Origin of the sequence: Microbispora sp. NPDC049125, from assembly GCF_040802045.1 — a bacterium.
GTDB lineage: Bacteria > Actinomycetota > Actinomycetes > Streptosporangiales > Streptosporangiaceae > Microbispora.
This window is the reverse complement of the sequence record NZ_JBEZDW010000010.1, coordinates 206,486-221,755: the sequence shown is the minus strand read 5'-3', so window position 1 is coordinate 221,755 and position 15,270 is coordinate 206,486. Positions and strand designations below refer to the sequence as shown.

Annotated in this window: 17 protein-coding genes; 9 read left to right on the top strand and 8 right to left on the bottom strand. The window is 71.9% G+C overall.

Going from position 1 to position 15,270, the window contains the following annotated elements; translation table 11 throughout:
- Positions 1–602, bottom strand: a 602-nt coding sequence (locus AB0B72_RS15135; RefSeq protein ID WP_367739322.1) for a hypothetical protein, incomplete at its 3' end; no start/stop codon positions are given.
- Between the two features lie 220 nt (positions 603–822).
- Between AB0B72_RS15135 and AB0B72_RS15130 the strand changes: the two genes are divergently transcribed.
- Positions 823–1,641, top strand: coding sequence for an MOSC domain-containing protein (locus AB0B72_RS15130; protein ID WP_367739321.1), 819 nt, complete (start codon positions 823–825; stop codon positions 1,639–1,641).
- A gap of 62 nt (positions 1,642–1,703) precedes the next feature.
- Here the strand turns inward: AB0B72_RS15130 and AB0B72_RS15125 are convergent, their stop codons facing one another.
- Positions 1,704–3,689, bottom strand: coding sequence for an ATP-dependent DNA helicase (locus AB0B72_RS15125; protein WP_367739320.1), 1,986 nt, complete (start codon positions 3,687–3,689; stop codon positions 1,704–1,706).
- Positions 3,690–3,910: 221 nt separating this feature from the next.
- Between AB0B72_RS15125 and AB0B72_RS15120 the strand changes: the two genes are divergently transcribed.
- Positions 3,911–5,410 (top strand): hypothetical protein, encoded by a 1,500-nt coding sequence (locus AB0B72_RS15120; protein WP_367739319.1) that lies wholly within the window; start codon positions 3,911–3,913, stop codon positions 5,408–5,410.
- 51 nt (positions 5,411–5,461) lie between these two features.
- Positions 5,462–7,051, top strand: coding sequence for a Na+/H+ antiporter (locus AB0B72_RS15115; RefSeq protein WP_367739318.1), 1,590 nt, complete (start codon positions 5,462–5,464; stop codon positions 7,049–7,051).
- 6 nt (positions 7,052–7,057) lie between these two features.
- Here the strand turns inward: AB0B72_RS15115 and AB0B72_RS15110 are convergent, their stop codons facing one another.
- A complete protein-coding gene (locus AB0B72_RS15110) occupies positions 7,058–7,315 on the bottom strand; it encodes a ubiquitin carboxyl-terminal hydrolase 14 (RefSeq protein ID WP_367739317.1) in 258 nt (85 codons plus the stop codon).
- A 114-nt stretch (positions 7,316–7,429) separates the two neighbouring features.
- On the opposite strand from AB0B72_RS15110, the gene AB0B72_RS15105 reads away from it, so the two are divergent.
- The 3 genes from AB0B72_RS15105 to AB0B72_RS15095 are packed head-to-tail and all read left to right on the top strand — an operon-like array spanning position 7,430 to position 8,623.
- Positions 7,430–7,792 (top strand): hypothetical protein, encoded by a 363-nt coding sequence (locus AB0B72_RS15105; protein WP_367739316.1) that lies wholly within the window; start codon positions 7,430–7,432, stop codon positions 7,790–7,792.
- Between the two features lie 43 nt (positions 7,793–7,835).
- Complete coding sequence (locus AB0B72_RS15100) at positions 7,836–8,171, top strand: YidH family protein (RefSeq protein ID WP_367739315.1); 336 nt, start codon at positions 7,836–7,838, stop codon at positions 8,169–8,171.
- A 47-nt stretch (positions 8,172–8,218) separates the two neighbouring features.
- On the top strand, positions 8,219–8,623 hold the full coding sequence (locus tag AB0B72_RS15095) for a YidH family protein (RefSeq protein ID WP_367739314.1): 405 nt from the start codon (positions 8,219–8,221) through the stop codon (positions 8,621–8,623).
- A gap of 131 nt (positions 8,624–8,754) precedes the next feature.
- Here AB0B72_RS15095 and AB0B72_RS15090 read toward each other — a convergent pair whose 3' ends face one another.
- Both AB0B72_RS15090 and AB0B72_RS15085 read right to left on the bottom strand, forming a co-directional pair.
- The gene (locus AB0B72_RS15090; protein ID WP_367739313.1) at positions 8,755–9,855 is read right to left on the bottom strand and encodes a sensor histidine kinase; all 1,101 of its coding nucleotides are present in this window, start codon (positions 9,853–9,855) and stop codon (positions 8,755–8,757) included.
- Entirely contained in the window at positions 9,852–10,505 is a 654-nt protein-coding gene (locus AB0B72_RS15085) for a response regulator transcription factor (protein ID WP_367739312.1), read from the bottom strand. The genes AB0B72_RS15090 and AB0B72_RS15085 overlap by 4 nt, the downstream gene beginning before the upstream one ends.
- Positions 10,506–10,633: 128 nt before the next feature.
- Between AB0B72_RS15085 and AB0B72_RS15080 the strand changes: the two genes are divergently transcribed.
- Positions 10,634–10,990, top strand: a complete 357-nt coding sequence (locus AB0B72_RS15080; protein WP_367739311.1) for a hypothetical protein — start codon at positions 10,634–10,636, stop codon at positions 10,988–10,990.
- A 111-nt stretch (positions 10,991–11,101) separates the two neighbouring features.
- On the opposite strand, the gene AB0B72_RS15075 is transcribed toward AB0B72_RS15080, so the two are convergent.
- Positions 11,102–12,214, bottom strand: a complete 1,113-nt coding sequence (locus AB0B72_RS15075; RefSeq protein WP_367739310.1) for a ferritin-like domain-containing protein — start codon at positions 12,212–12,214, stop codon at positions 11,102–11,104.
- Between the two features lie 88 nt (positions 12,215–12,302).
- On the opposite strand from AB0B72_RS15075, the gene AB0B72_RS15070 reads away from it, so the two are divergent.
- Positions 12,303–12,968 carry a TetR/AcrR family transcriptional regulator C-terminal domain-containing protein gene (locus AB0B72_RS15070; RefSeq protein ID WP_367739309.1) on the top strand — a complete coding sequence of 222 codons (666 nt, stop codon included), beginning with the start codon at positions 12,303–12,305 and terminating at the stop codon, positions 12,966–12,968.
- Positions 12,969–12,988: 20 nt separating this feature from the next.
- Here AB0B72_RS15070 and AB0B72_RS15065 read toward each other — a convergent pair whose 3' ends face one another.
- On the bottom strand, positions 12,989–13,480 hold the full coding sequence (locus AB0B72_RS15065) for a lytic transglycosylase domain-containing protein (protein WP_367739308.1): 492 nt from the start codon (positions 13,478–13,480) through the stop codon (positions 12,989–12,991).
- A 278-nt stretch (positions 13,481–13,758) separates the two neighbouring features.
- Here AB0B72_RS15065 and AB0B72_RS15060 point away from each other — a divergent pair, with 278 nt between their 5' ends.
- Positions 13,759–14,247 (top strand): glutathione peroxidase, encoded by a 489-nt coding sequence (locus tag AB0B72_RS15060; RefSeq protein WP_367739307.1) that lies wholly within the window; start codon positions 13,759–13,761, stop codon positions 14,245–14,247.
- Here AB0B72_RS15060 and AB0B72_RS15055 read toward each other — a convergent pair.
- A complete protein-coding gene (locus tag AB0B72_RS15055; protein WP_367739306.1) occupies positions 14,237–15,226 on the bottom strand; it encodes a LacI family DNA-binding transcriptional regulator in 990 nt (329 codons plus the stop codon). The genes AB0B72_RS15060 and AB0B72_RS15055 overlap by 11 nt on opposite strands.
- Positions 15,227–15,270 lie beyond the last annotated feature (44 nt).

Here is a 15,270-nt window from a genome sequence, read left to right as displayed (position 1 = left end):
TTGTAGTGGATGGCGTGCTCGAAGTTGGTGGTGATGTCGCTCAGCGAGCGGAAGCCCAGCTTGTTTTCGGTGTTGTTCTTGTACGGGTTGCGGACGGTGTAGCCGGTGGAGTTGAACGAGTAGAAGTAGGCGCCCTTGGAGTGGTCGGCGTCGCTGGCCCAGAAGGCGAACAGCTCGGTGTGGTCCGACAGGCCCTTGAAGTTCACCCGCAAGATGGCGTCTCCGGGCCTCAGGTCGTTGAAGCTGCCGAGGCGGGTGAGCCTGCCGCCGAGCCAGCTTTCGTAGACGCTGGTGTCGTAGTAGCCCTCAGGCAGGTGCCAGACCATCGAGATCAGCCCCGAGCAGTCGCGGCGATATCGTTCGGTCCCGGTGGGGCCGGTGCGCCAGGTGCTCGTGTCGGAGCTGTTCAGATAGGTGTAGCCCTTGTCGACCCAGTACTGGGCGCGGGACAGGACCTCGGACGGGGCGATCTGGCCGCCGGCCGTGGACGCGGCGTGCGCGGGGGCCGCGATCGTGACCGCGGTCACCACGGCGCCTGTCAGGCCGAGGATCGCCGTCACCATCATCGTGAGCGCGCGCATGATCAGGCGATTGAATTTCACAGGGAGCCTTCCGGTGGAGAACTTTCGTGTTCCGACACCGAAAGGTTCAATTGGGGCGCTGAAAATCCACTGAGGATCCGCGGCGGGCGTCTTTCAGAGGGTCTTTCAGAGAGCCGTCCGGGTGGAGCCGGACGTGACGCCCGCCGGGCGGGAGGACGGTGCACAGGGAGGACGGTGCACAGGGAGGACGGTGGGCGGGGAGCTGTCGTATCCTCCCGACGTGGAGCTCACCGATATCGTGATATATCCCATCAAATCCGGGTCGGGGATCGCGAAGGAGGCCGCCGTCATTCAGCCGTGGGGCCTGGACGGCGACCGGCGCTGGGCCGTCATCGGCGAGGACGGGGACAACCTGTGGCTCGGCGAGCACCCCCGCATGATCACTGTGCGTGCCCGCTCCCTTGAGGACGGGGGGCTGGCCCTGTCGGCGCCCGGCTGTCCCGGCCTGACCGTCCCGCCCGCCGAGGGGAAACGCGTCCCGGTCGGCTTCACCGGCCTGGACGAGGCGGTGGAGGCGGACCAGGCGGCCCATGAATGGTTCACACGGCTGCTCGGCCGCCCCGCCCGGCTCGTCTGGCTGGACGACCCGCGCCGCCGGTCGGTGGACCCGGCCCACGGCGGGCTCCCCGGCGACGTCGTCAGCTTCGCCTGGGACGCCCCGCTGCTGCTGACCTCGCGATCCTCCCTCCGGCTTCTCGACGAATGGATCGCCGGAGGGGCCGGGGAGCGGGGGGAGGAGCCCCCGGCCCCGCTGTCGATGGCGCGGTTCCGTCCCAACGTCGTGGTGGACGGCGCCGAGCCGTACGAGGAGGACGGATGGGCGGAGGTGCAGATCGGCGAGGTCGACTTCCGGGTGTCGGAGATCTGCGACCGCTGCGCGGTCACCACGATCGACCCGGACACCGCGGTGAAGGGCAAGGAACCCATCCGCACGCTCGCCCGGCACCGGAGGTGGGACGGCAAGACCTGGTTCGGCATCCGGCTCGTCCCGCGATCCACCGGCACGATCCGGGTCGGAGACGCTGTCACGCGCCTCTGAGCAACCACCGCGACGCGACCCCTCCGGCCGCCCGCCCGCCCGGCTGACCGGCTGTGCCGGCCTCAGGTCTCGGTGCTGAGGCGGCGCAGGGCGTCGCGGACCTTCGCGGGATCGGTGGTGCGCCAGAACGGGGGAAGCGAGTTGAGGAGGAACCCTCCGTAGCGGGCGGTGGCCAGCCGGGGGTCGAGGACGGCGACCACTCCCCGGTCGTCCATCGAGCGGAGCAGCCGGCCCGCGCCCTGGGCCAGCAGCAGCGCGGCGTGCGTGGCGGCGACCGCCATGAAGCCGTTGCCTCCGGTGGCCGCGACATGGCGCTGCCGGGCGGAGGCGAGCGGGTCGTCGGGCCGGGGGAACGGGATCCGGTCGATGAGGACGAGCGTGAGCGAGGGACCGGGGACGTCGACGCCCTGCCACAGCGACAGCGTGCCGAACAGGCAGGTGGCCGGATCGGCGGCGAACTGCTTCACGAGCAGCGAGGTGGAGTCGTCACCCTGGCACAGCAACGGCACGTCCAGCCGGTCGCGCAGCGCCTCGGTGGCGGCCTTGGCGGCCCGCATGGACGAGAACAGTCCGAGAGCCCTGCCGCCGGCGGCCTCGATCAGCTCGGCGATCTCGTCCACGTACGCCTCGGGGAGCCCGTCGCGGCCGGGCTGGGGAAGGTGCTTGGCGACGTAGAGGATGCCCCGGCGGGGGTGGTCGAACGGCGAGCCCACGTCGAGACCGGTGAGGTCGTCGGGCCCGAGCCCCCACTGGCGGGACAGGCCGTCGAACGAGCCGCCGAGCGCCAGCGTCGCGCTGGTGAGGATCACGGTCCGCGCGCCGAACAGCTTGTCGCGCAGCATCCCGCCCACCGACAGCGGCGCGACGCGCAGTGTGGGAGGGATCCGGCCGCGCCCCTGCTGGTGCTCGCCCTCCAGCCAGACGACCTCCGCCCGGTCGGCCTCCGAGGCCCCCCCGAAGGCGTCGAGCATCCGCTGCGCCGTGTCGTGGACCTCGTCGAGCGCCGTGAACGCCGCCTTGCGCAGCCCGGCGTTCTCCGGGTCGTCCTTGTCCTTGTTGCGGGGGCCGAGCGCCGTGACGCACGCGGCGGCCGAGTCGCGGACCAGCGCGAGCGTCAGCCCCAGGGACTGGGGGAGGTCGTCGACGCGGCCGGGGGGCGCGACTCCCAGCAGCGCGCGCAGGTCCTCACCGGCCTCCTGCAGCCGGTCGGCCACACCCTGCTCGATCAGCCGCCCCGCACGGCGGACTGCCAGCGCGACGGTGGTCTCCGACAGCTCCCCGGTGACGACGGACGTCACCCGGTCGACGAGCTCGTGCGCCTCGTCCACCACCACCACGTCGTGCTCGGGCAGCAGCGGGAAGTCCTCCATCGCGTCGATGGCCAGCAGCGCGTGGTTGGTGACGACGACGTCGGCCTCCCCGGCGCGGGCCCGGGCCAGCTCCGCGAAGCACTCCGCGCCGCTCGGGCACCGCTGGGCCCCGAGGCACTCCCGTGCGCTCACCGAGAACTGACGCCACGCCTGCTCGCTCACCCCGGGAACCAGCTCGTCGCGGTCGCCGGTCTCGGTCTCGTCGGCCCAGTCCTGGATCCGCTGGACCATCCGGCCGGTGGCACTGACCTCGCGGGGGTCGAAGAGCTGGTCGTCCTCGTCCTCCGGCATGCCGACGCTCGTCTTGTGGCGGCACAGGTAGTTGCGGCGGCCCTTGAGGATGGCGAACTCCGGCCGGTGCGGCAGCAGGCCCGCCAGCGCGTCGGCGAGCCGGGGGAGGTCGCGGTCGACCAGCTGGCGCTGCAGCGCGATCGTGGCGGTGGACACCACCACGGCGTCGCGGGTCTCGGCCGCGTGCCTGATCGCGGGCACCAGGTAGGCGAGGGACTTGCCGGTGCCGGTCCCCGCCTGGACCGCGAGGTGCTCCCGGCTCTCCACGGCCTCCTGCACCGCCTGGGCCATCTTGACCTGGCCGGGGCGGTCGGCTCCTCCCAGCCCGCTCACCGCTGCGGCGAGCAGCTCGTCGACGGATGGAAGCTCGGGGCGGTCCTTTGGCACGGGAGAACGCTACCCGCTGCCACCGACAATCGCTCCGTGACCAGCCCACCACATCCTGGCGTTCCAAGAACTCCCACCCGCCGCGCGTGGCACACTGAAATCACGCTCTCCTGGTCAACGAGGATCTACGAGTAGGGTCAACACGCACTAGACGGACGTTTCGTAAGTGGTTCCCGAGGTCGAGTGGACGGATAAGGGCAGGTAAAGGCACTATGTCTGCCATGTCGGAAGTTGTCCCATTGCCATCGTTCGGCGAGGTGTTCTTCGACGCCCGCGGGCAAGACCGCGTGCTGCGGGTCACCTGGCACGAGGGCACGCTGGTCCTGAGTCTGTGGCGGGGCGAGATGTGCACGGCGAGTTTCCGCATGCCCATGAGCGATGTGGGACGCCTGATCGACACCCTCGACGAGGGCTTCGCGGACGCCGGCGGCCTCGTCGAGGACGCCACCACCGGCCCCTTCCCCAAGCATGCGGAGGAGCAGGGCGACGGCCCCCGGGAGGACGGCTACCGGGAGCAGGAGGTGTACGCCGGTCAGGCGCAGGCCGGGTACGCCGAGGCCGCCGACATGATCCCCTTCTCGCCGGACGCACGGCCCGAGGCCGCCTACGCGCAGGGTGCTCCCTCGCGGGACGCCTACGCGCAGGAGGTTCACCCGCGGGACGCCTACGCGTCCGAGGGGCGTTACGCCGAGGAGGGCTACGCGGCGCACGACGGCTACGTCTCCGGCGACGGCCGCGCGGACCGTCCCGAACAGCCGGACTATCAGGAGTATCCCGACTACCCGGACTATCCCGGCACCGGACAGTACGCCCGGCCGCCCGTGCGGGCCGCCGCGCCTCCGCCCGCCCCGGCTCCCGGCCCGCTCGGCGTCCCCGGTGGAGTGCCTGCCATGCAGGCGGTGCCGCCGCCCGCACCAGCCCCCGAGGCGTACGCGGCCCCCGAGACGTACGCGGCCCCTGAGACCTACGCCGCCTCCGGTGCGTACCAGGCCGAGACATACGCGACCTCCGGGGCTCATCCGGCCGAGACGTACCCGGCTTCAGGGGCTTATCCGGCCGAGACATACGCGGGCTCGGGGGCCTACCCGGCCCCCGATGGACCCACCCCGCCCGCCGCCCTGGGGCCGAACGACGTGCTCGTCGCCCGTGGCACTCCTGCTCAGGACCGTCTCGTCGCCTCCTCGGCCCCGCAGCCGGCCGTCCCCCGGCCCGCGCCCCAGCGCCCCGCGCAGCCGGCTCCGGGACGGCGGGCCGCCACCCGGTACGTGGCGCCGCAGCCCGAGCCCGAATACTTCACGCAGCAGCAGCCCCCGGCGGCCGACCTCGACCCCAGCGACCCTCTCGGCCTCGGGGCCGTCCGGCCGTACGCTTCCGAGCCGCTGTACACGACGGGGGAGCGGCTGAGGCCGGAGCAGTCCTACGACCAGCAGTCTTACGATCAGCAGCCTTATGACCAGCCGGTCGGCGGCCATCGCTACGAGCCGCCCCTCGACCGGCCGCAGCCCTTCGAGCAGTGGCCGGGCGAGCGTCTGAACGCGGCCCCCGAGCCGCGCCGTGAACCCCGTCATGAGCCCCGTCATGAGCCGTGGCCCGACCAGCACGGAGAGAGCCGCCGAGAGGGCGGCGACGAGGGCGGGCACCGCGGTGGCCGCCAGCGCGGGCACCGGGAGCACCGGCCGGAGCCCGCCGCCGAGTCGTGGGAGGACGCGCGCGGCTGGTGACGGCGGCCGGCGGTCATCAGGAGTCCCAGCCGTAAGTAATCTCGTCGATTGATGGACACGTCAACGGCGTTACAACTGCTCCTGCTCCCCGCCGCCGCGCTGGCGGTCGCCGCTCTCGCCCGGTGGCGGGACTGGTCGGCCCCGCTGCTGCTCGTCTTCGCCGGCCTCGCCGCCTCCTATGTTCCCGGCATCCCCAGCTACGAGCTGGACCCGCACATCGTCTTGTCGGTGTTCCTGCCGCCGATGCTCTACTCGGCCGCGCTGGACAGCTCCTATCTGCGCCTGCGCGACGTCAAGCGGCCCGTCGGCCTGCTCGCCGTCGGGCTGGTGCTCTTCACGACCGTCGTGGTGGCCTTCGTCGCCCACGCCATGATCCCGGAGCTGCCGCTGGCCGCGGCGTTCGCGCTGGGCGCGATCGTGGCCCCGACGGACGCGGTGTCGGCCGTCGCCGTCGGGCGCAAGCTCGGCCTGCCGCGGCGGGCGCTCACCGTGCTCATCGGGGAGGGGCTGTTCAACGACGCCACCGCCCTGACGGTCTACCGGGTGGCCGTGGCCGCGGTGCTCGGCACGTCCGTCACCATCGTGGACGCGGGCCTGCAGTTCCTCCTGGCGGCCGGCGCCGGCCTCGCGATCGGCCTGGCCCTCGCCTACGCCGCCGGCCTACTGCTGCGCCGGCTCACCGACCCGCTGATCGCCAACGGCGTCTCGCTGCTCGTGCCGTACGCCGCCTACCTGGCGGCCGAGGCGATGCACGCCTCCGGCGTGATCGCCGTGGTCGTGGTCGGCATCTACCTGGGTCACCAGCTCAGCCGCACCTCGTACGGCACGCGCCTGATGTCGGGGGCCGTCTGGCAGGTCGTCGACCTGGTGCTGGAGTCGATCGTCTTCGCCCTGATCGGCCTCCAGCTCCGCCCGATCATCGCCCACCTCAAGGGGGAGGATGCGGCGACTCTCGTCACGTACGCCGTCGTGCTCTTCCTGGTGGTCGTCGTGGTCCGCATCATCTGGGTGCCGCCCGCGACCTACTTACCGCGGATGCTGTCCAGGCGGGTGCGCGAGCGGGAGCCCAAGACGCCGTCCTGGCAGAACGTCGCGCTGACGAGCTGGGCCGGGATGCGCGGGGTCGTCTCGCTGGCGGCGGCGTTCGGCCTGCCCGAGAAGATGCCCGAACGCAACCTCGTGCTGTTCCTCACGTTCGCCGTGGTGATCGGCACCCTGGTCGTGCAGGGGCTGTCGTTCCCCTGGCTGATCAGGCGGCTCGGCGTGTCCAACGCCCGGGAGCGGTACGCCGACGACCTCGCCGAGGCGGGCGCCCAGCAGGCCGCGGCGGCCGCCGCGCTGGCCCGCCTGGAGGAGCTGACCTCCGACGGCGTCCTCGACGTCCACGAGGACGTGGTCGAGCAGCTTCGCAACCGCGCCGAGCGACGGGCCATGCACGCCTGGGAGCGGCTCGGGGGAGGCACGGGCCCCGAGGGCGAGGAGACCCCGGCACGCCTCTACCGGCGGCTCCGCAGGGAGATGCTGTCAGCCGAGCGCGAGGTGTTCGTCCGGCTGCGCGACGAGCGCCGGATCGACGACGAGGTGCTGCACCGGGTCATGCAGGAGCTCGACTTCGAGGAGGCCACGCTCGAACGGAGGTGAGCGGGCTCAGGCCAGCGTCTGGTCCAGGTAGCACCAGCGCCACTCCTCGCCCGGCTCGAACGAGCGCACCACCGGGTGCCCGGCCTGTGTGAAATGGGCGGTGGCGTGACGTCCGGGCGAGGAGTCGCAGCACCCGATGTGGCCGCAGTCGAGGCACTTACGCAGGTGGACCCAGCGCATGCCGAGATTCAGGCACTCCTCGCAGCCCTGCGGCGTGTTCGGCGCCGGGTCGTTCGCCTCAAGAAGGTGTTCGCAGATCCCCATGCGCCCGATGTTACGGCCACGCGGGGATGTGCCACCCCCCCGGCCCACGGCCGGCGCCTGATCTTCCCGCCGCGTCCCGCGCCCCGTGGCGGGCGGTTGGGTAGGGTTGCGGGCATGCGACTCCTCCCGCTCGCCGTCGCCGCGACCGCCGTCCTTCTCGCCTCCGGATGCGCCACCGCGGACAAGGCCCAGTCATGTGCCGACGCGACGAAGGTGATCAGCCAGACCGTCAGCGAGATCGGCAAGGTCGCCGACGATCCGGCGGCCATGCGCAAGGCGCTGGAGGAGGGCGTCGGCAAGCTGGAGGACGTGGCGGGGAAGGCCGCCGACACCACGCTCAGGGAAGCCCTCCAGGGCCTGGCGGACAACCTCAAGAAGCTGGACGTGGACGACGCGAACGCCGCGGTGGACGCGGCGCAGAAGGCGGCCACCGACGGGGCGACCTACCTCAAGAAGGTCAGCGAGGCCTGCCTCTAACCCGGCAAATCCATGGGTAAAGGGGCAAATCTACCCTTTATCCATGCTGCATGGGAACGAGCCGGACCCGCGGTTCACGCTGGCCAACGAGCGTACGTTCCTGACGTGGATCAGCACGTCCCTGGCCCTCAGCGCGGGCGGCATCGGGATCGCCGTCGTGCCCGAGGACGTCTTCGTGCCGTGGGTGCGCACGATGCTGGCTCTCATGCTCGTCCTGCTGTCGGCCGCGGCGGCCGCCACCGCATACCCGCGCTGGCGGCGCATCCAGCGGGCGCTGCGCCGTGAGGAGCCGCTCCCGCCGCCCGCCCTCGCCCCCCTCGTCGGGTACGGCGTGGCCGCCGTCGCGCTCCTCGCCCTCGTGCTCATCCTGGCCCGGTGACGGGCCCGATGAGAGGGTCCGATGACGGAGCCCGATGGCAAGGTCCGATGACTGGGCCCGATGACAGGGCCGGCGAGGTGCCGTACGAGACGCACGGGGGCGGCGGGGACGGGCGCGGGGACGGGGTGCCGGGCTCGCCGGGCCTGCACAGCGAGCGGACCCGCCTCGCCTGGGTCAGGACCGGCGCCGCGATGGCCGCGTGCGGGCTGGGAGCCGCGGGGATCGCCCTGCGCCACCATGTGCCCGCTGGTTCCGCGCCCTTCGCCGTCGCCATCCTCGCCGGGGCGATCCTGCTCGTCCGTACCGGCGTGCGGTACCGCGAGGTGGAGCGGGCTCTGCGCGAGGGACGCCCGCTCGACCACCGGCTCGACGCCGCGCTGGCGTGGCTCGGCGGGCTCGCCCTGGCGGGCGGCGCTCTGGCCATCGTCCTCATCCTGGCCGGCCGGCCCTGAATCCCGGCCCGGATCCTGGGCGGCGGCCCTCGCGACTGAGCGGCGGACTGGGCGGCGGCCCTCGCGACTGAGCGGCGGACCGGGCGGCGGCCCCTGATTCTGAGCGGCCGGCGCTGAAACGCGATGCGGCGTCACGGCGCCAGGGTGACGGTCACCTGGAGCCCGCCCTCCGGCAGGGGCAGGACGTCCAGCGTTCCGTGGTGGGCGTCGACGATGGCGTCGACGATCGACAGGCCGAGCCCCAGGCCGTCGCCGGTGGCCTTCCTGCCGTTGTTCAGCCGCTGGAAGGGCTGCAGGAGCGTGTGGACGCGGTCGGGAGGGATCACCGGGCCGCTGTTGGAGATCCGCAGGGTGGGACGCCCGGCCTCCATGGAGGTCGCCACCGTGATCCATCCGCCGGGGACGTTGTGCCGTACGGCGTTGTCCAGCAGGTTCACAATGAGGCGTTCGATCAGGGCCCGCTCCCCGTGCGCCGGTGCCGGCGAGAGCGCCGAGTGGATCCGGACACCGGCGTCTTCGCGCGGGCCGAGGGCCTGGGCCGCGATCGCCGCCAGATCGAGGTCCTCCCGGTGATGCGGGCCCTGCTGGCTGCGGGCCAGGGTGAGCAGAGCCTCGATGAGCCGTTCCTGGTGCTTGCCGGCCGCCAGCAGGCGTTCCAGCACGGTCCGCAGCGAGTCCACGTCGGCGTCCGGGTCGGCGAGCGCGACCTCGGACATGGCCTGCTGCAACGTCAGCGGTGTCCGCAGCTCGTGAGAGGCGTTGGCGACGAACCGCCGCTGCGCGGTGAACGCGGCCTCCAGCCGGTCCAGTAGCTCGTCGAAGGTGTCGGCCAGCTCCTTGAGCTCGTCGTCGGGCCCGGACGCGGCCAGCCGGCGGTCCAGCCGGTCGGCCGTGATGCGCCGGACGGTGGCCGTCATCTCGCCCAGCGGCCGCAGCACGCGCCCGGCCATGAGCCGGCCCAGCAGTATCGACGCGAACGCCATGACCACCAGGGCGACCAGAGAGTCGATCAGCAGCACCCGCAGAGTCCCGGCACGCTGCTCCTCCGCGTACGGCATGGGAACGACCTGGTCGGGCCCCGGGAGCCCGCCGGGCGGTGCGGGCGGGGCCGGCGGGGCGATGAAGAGGGAGCGATCGACCAAGAGATAGATGACCGCGACCAGAAGCATCCCCGCCAGGAGGAAGAGGCCGCTGTAGAGCAGGGTCAGGCGCAGCCCCACCGTCGGTCTCAAATCCGGTACCCCGCCTGCGGGATCGTCTCGATCAGCGGCGGATCGCCGAGCTTGCGGCGCAGGCGGCTGATCGTCACCTTCACAGTCTGTGTGAACGGGTCGGCGAACTCGTCCCAGCCCCGCTCCAGAAGCTGTTCGGCGGAGAGCACGGCGCCCCCGGCGGCCAGCAGCAGCTCCAGCACGGCGAACTCTTTGGGGCTCAGCGACAGCCGCCGCCCGTCCCGGGTGACGATCCGTGTGGCCGGATCGAGCCGGAGGCCGCGGTGGGCCAGCACGGGCGGCAGGGCCGTGGCCGCCCGCCTGGACAGCGCCCGGATCCGCGCGACCAGCTCGGCGAAGGCGAACGGCTTGGCGAGGTAGTCGTCGGCGCCGATGCCGAACCCGGTCACCTTGTCGTCGATCGTCCCGGCGGCGGTGAGCATCAGCACCCGCGCCGGGTGCCCCCCGCCGGCCAGCGACCTGCACACCTCGTCGCCGTGCAAACCGGGCAGGTCCCGGTCGAGGACGACGACGTCGTAGTGGTTGACCGAGGTGCGGTCGAGCGCGGCGTGGCCGTCGAACACCACGTCGACGGCCATGCCCTCGCGGCGCAGTCCCGTGGCGACCGTCTGGGCCAGTTCCTCGTGGTCCTCGACCATCAACACCCTCATGACCTTCCTAGGATGCCCTCCCGCCGGTAACAGCGTGGTAACCGCCGCCGTCGCCCCGCTGTAACCGGGTTTCGGCTTGTCTTGTGCCGACGACACGGACTGAGGGGAGCCACATGGACGGCTTGAGGATGAAAAGGACGGTCCTGGCCGCCGCGGTGTTCGGCGCGGCGGTGGCGGCGGTCGCCGCCCCGGTGGCGGTGGCCGCCGGGAAGGCCGGTGACGCCGGAGGCGGCGGGAACTGCGGGGGCGGCGGCAGGGCGTTCACCTGCTGCATGCGTGCGCACGGGCTGCCCGGCTTCCCCGATGTGACGTTCTCGGAAGATGGACTGGTCAACCTCGACATCAGAGGGGAGCGTGTCGACGCCCTCTCCGCGAAGTACGGCGCGGCCGTTAAGGCGTGCCAGTCGCTGCTGCCCGCCGGGAGCCGGCTGCCGGACGCGCCCACGGCGCCCCGGGCGCCCGCCGCGCCGGAACCTCCGTCCTGACGCCCCGCCGGTGTGGTCCGCGCCGCCGTGCGCGCCGAAGCTTCCGCCGCGCCGGTATCCGCCCCGCCGGAGCTTCCGCCGCGACGGCGGCCGCACACTCTCCGGCGTCCGTCAGTCGGCGGCGGCGCGGATGGTCTCGGCGACCTCGGCGTGCCGCTCGGTCTCCTCCTGCGCGAAGCGCTCGGCGTCGAGCCGCTCCGCGATCTCCTCGTCCTGCCGCATCAGCACGTCGAGGCTCTGCCCGGCCATGTCGAGCACGCCCATGTCGGCATAGGCCTTCTGCAGGCGGGGGCTCCACAGGCCGATGTCCTTGACGCACGGCACGATCCGGCTGAACAGCAGCGAGCGGAAGAGCCTGAGGTACGCCGACTGGTCGGTGGCCTCCATGGCCTCGGCCACCTCGCCCTTGGACAGGCCGAGGTTCTCCCAGGTCTCCCGGCCCCGGAGCCGGTCGCGCATCAGGTAGCAGCCCTCGATCACGAACTCCTCGCGCTCGCGCAGCTCGCTCTCCGACAGGCCGGCGTAATAGTCGCGCAGCGCCATCCGGCCGAACGCCACGTGCCGCGCCTCGTCCTGCATGACGTACGCGAGGATCTGCTTGGGCAGCGGCTTGGCGGTGATGTCACGCATCACGCCGAACGCGGCCAGCGCCAGGCCCTCGATCAGCACCTGCATCCCGAGGTACGGCATGTCCCAGCGGGAGTCGCTCAATGTGCTGTCCAGCAGGGCCTTGAGGTGCTCGTTGATGGGGTAGGCGAGGCCGACCTTCTCCTGCAGGAACCGGGCGTAGGTCTCGGCGTGCCGGGCCTCGTCCATGGTCTGCGTCGCGGCGTAGAACTTGGAGTCGAGGTCGGGCACCGACTCGACGATGCGGGCCGAGCAGATCATCGCGCCCTGCTCCCCATGCAGGAACTGGGAGAACTGCCACGCCGCGCTGTGCCGCCGCACCTCCTTGCGCTGCCTGTCGTCCATGCGGTCCCACAGGGGCGTACCGTAGATCGAGATCGTCTCGTCGGGCACGCCGAGCACGTCGTACGGGTCGACCTCGAGGTCCCAGTCGATCCGCTTGACGGAGTCCCACTGCTTGTCCTTGCCCTTCTGGTACAGGGCGAGCATGCGGTCCCGGCCGTCGTCGTACTCCCACGTGAAGCGGCTGGCCCCGGCCATCTGCACGTCCCACGTGGACAGCTCGGCGGGGATGGTGTAGAGCTCGTGGGTCGACATCCGGGCCTCCTCGACGTACACCGTACGTATCCTGTTGAGCGTGGCACGTACGCTGTACGTGCGTCAACAGGTGGGAGACAATCGAGCAATGCTCAGCAGAACCCGCATCGTCAACGCCGCCGTCGACCTCATAGAACGCGAGGGCGCGGACGCGGTGTCGATGCGCCGCATCGCGGCGGAGCTGGGCGTCGGCGTCATGTCCCTGTACAACCACGTCCCGAACAAGTCGGCCCTGCTCGACGCCGTCGCCGAGAGCGTGCTGTCGAAGGTGGAGTTCACCGACGACCCCGCGGCGCACTGGACGGAGCGGGTCCGGATCCAGGCGCGGGCGTTCCGGCAGATCGCCCATCACTACCCCCGCTCGACGATGGTCGTGGTCAGCCGGCAACTCCAGTCGACGGCCGGGATCCTGCCCGTCGAGCGCGCCCTGTCCACGTTGCTGGAGGCGGGCTTCGACGGTCGTGAGGCGGTCCAGATGCTCCGCGTGTACATCGCGTACGTGGTGGGCTCGCTGCTGCGGGAGGTCGGGGTCACCCCGACGTTCGCCCCGGTCCGCCCCGACATCCGGATCGCCGAGGTCGACCCGGCGCTGTTCCCGGTGGTCGGCGAGCTGGCGCCGCACCTGATGGAGTGCGACCACGACGAGGAGTTCGAGTTCGGCCTGGAGCTGCTCGTGCAGGCGATGACGGTGCGGGCGGCGCGGCGGGCGTCGGGCGTCGCGGGCGGCCCCGGAGCGGAGGACGCCCGAGGGTGACCCGGGCGTCCCCGGCGTCGTCAGTACCAGTTGTGGGATCGGAAGTGGCCCCACGCCCCGCAGGGCGAGCCGTACCGGCCCTTGATGTAGCGCAGCCCCCACTTGATCTGGGTCTGCGGGTTGAACCGCCAGTCCCTGGCGACGTACCCCATCTTGTCGCCCGGGAGCGCCTGCGGGATCCCGTAGGCCCCGGAGCCCTGGTTGTAGGCCCGGTGGTCCCAGTTGCTCTCCCTGGTCCACAGGCTGTCGAGGCACTGGAACTGCTCGCCCGACCACGTGTTCCGGGTCACCATCCGGAAGGCGTAGGCCTTGTTGCGGATCCTGGTCGGCGCGTGCCTGACCTTGCGGGTGTCCAGCTTGACCCGCATCTTCCACACGCCCATGTGGACGGCCGGCCGGATGGCCTCCTCGGCCCACACCGGCACTTCGCCGACGGCCCCGGCCACGGTGAACGTCACGGTGATCGTCACAGCGGCCGCGACTGTGCTGCGTAGAACGCTTCTGCTGTCCAAGTCGGTCCTTGCTGTCGGGTCGCGTGCGGAGGCGGGGCGCACGGGTGCGCCTCGCCGCTACGGCACCGCGCCCATGGCGTGGACGCGACCGCCCGCTCGGCCTGCACCGGATCACGAGAACTCCCGGGAGGCGCCGCGACGGGTCCTTACGCCGGATTGAAATACGGCGACCCCGCCCGGACGCCGCAACCGCGACACGCGGCGGACAGATCTTTGCCGTTCACCCCCCGGCTCCAGGCGGTTCCCGGGGCAGCGCGTTAACCGCCTAGAGTCGCGCCATGAGCATTCTCGAAATTCCGGTGAGCACCCTCGACGGGGTGCCGACGACGCTCGGCGGCGTCCTCGGGGGCCGCGCCGCCCTCGTGGTGAACGTGGCCTCCAAGTGCGGCCTGACCCCTCAGTACGCCGGCCTGGTCCGGCTGCAGGAGGCCTACGGCGCCCGCGGTTTCACGGTCGTCGGCGTCCCCTGCAACCAGTTCATGGGCCAGGAGCCCGGCTCGGCCGAGGAGATCCAGCAGTTCTGCTCCACGACGTACGGCGTGGACTTCCCGCTGCTGGAGAAGACGGAGGTCAACGGGGAGGACAGGCATCCCCTCTACGCGGTGCTGGCCGAGACCCCCGACGCGGAGGGCGCCGCCGGGGACGTCCAGTGGAACTTCGAGAAGTTCCTCGTCAGCCCCTTCGGCGAGGTCGTGGCCCGGTTCCGGCCCCGCACCGAGCCCGAGGCCCCGGAGGTCGCCGAGGCCATCGAGAAGGTCATCTCCTAGGCCCGCAGCTCGCCCGGACGACGAGCTCGGTCGGCAGCATCACGGTCGGGGGCCGCCGTCCCCGCCGCAGCACCAGCTCCGCCGCCCGGTAGCCGATGTCCTGGGCCGGCTGGGCGATCACCGTCAGCGGCGGTGAGCACAGCTCGGCCCAGGGGACGTCGTCGAACATGATCAGCGACACGTCCCTCGGAATGCGCACGTCGAGCTCGCGCGCGGCCAGCACGGCCGCCTCCCCGAGCACGTTCCCCCCGGTGAGCAGCCCCGTGACGTCCGGGCGGCGCTGGAACAGGCCGGCCGCCGCCGCGTACGCCGAGTCGCGGCTGGCCCGCGCGTGCACGACGAGCTCGCGGTCCAGCGGGAGGCCGAGCGAGGCCAGCGCGCCGCTGAAGGCCGCCACCCGCTGCGACTGGCCGTGCCGCGCGAGAAATGCGATCTTCTTGTGGCCGAGGCCGACGAGATACTCCACGGCGGTCAGCACCCCGGTCCTGTCGTCGGCGATGACGCTCGGGACGTCCCCCCGCAGCCTGCGGTCGGCGAAGACGACGTTCAGCCCGGCGCGCAGCGCGGGCCCCCACGTCTCCCCGTCGCCGGACGGCACCGCGATGACCCGGTCCATGCTCTGCTCGATCAGCGTGCCGATCAGCTCGGCCTCGCGCTCGGGGTCGTCGCCGGTCACGCCGACCGTGACCGGCTCGCCGTACGTCCGGGCGCACGACAGCACTCCGTCGGCCAGCCGCGCGTAGAAACTGTCGGTGATGTCCGGGATCAGCAGGCCGATGCCGCCGGTCCGCTGCTGCCGCAGGTTGCGGCCGAGGGCGCTCGGCCGGTAGTCGAGCCGCGCGGCGGCCGCCAGCACCTTCTCCCGCGCCTGCGCGCTGGCCGATCCGCCCGACAGGACGCGGGACACCGTGGCCATGCCCACGCCCGCCGCCTCCGCCACGTCCTTGATCGTCGTGCGCCGTTGTCCCGCGTCGTTCATGGAAACGATTCCAACAGACTTCCATCGTTTGCACCAGTAAAATC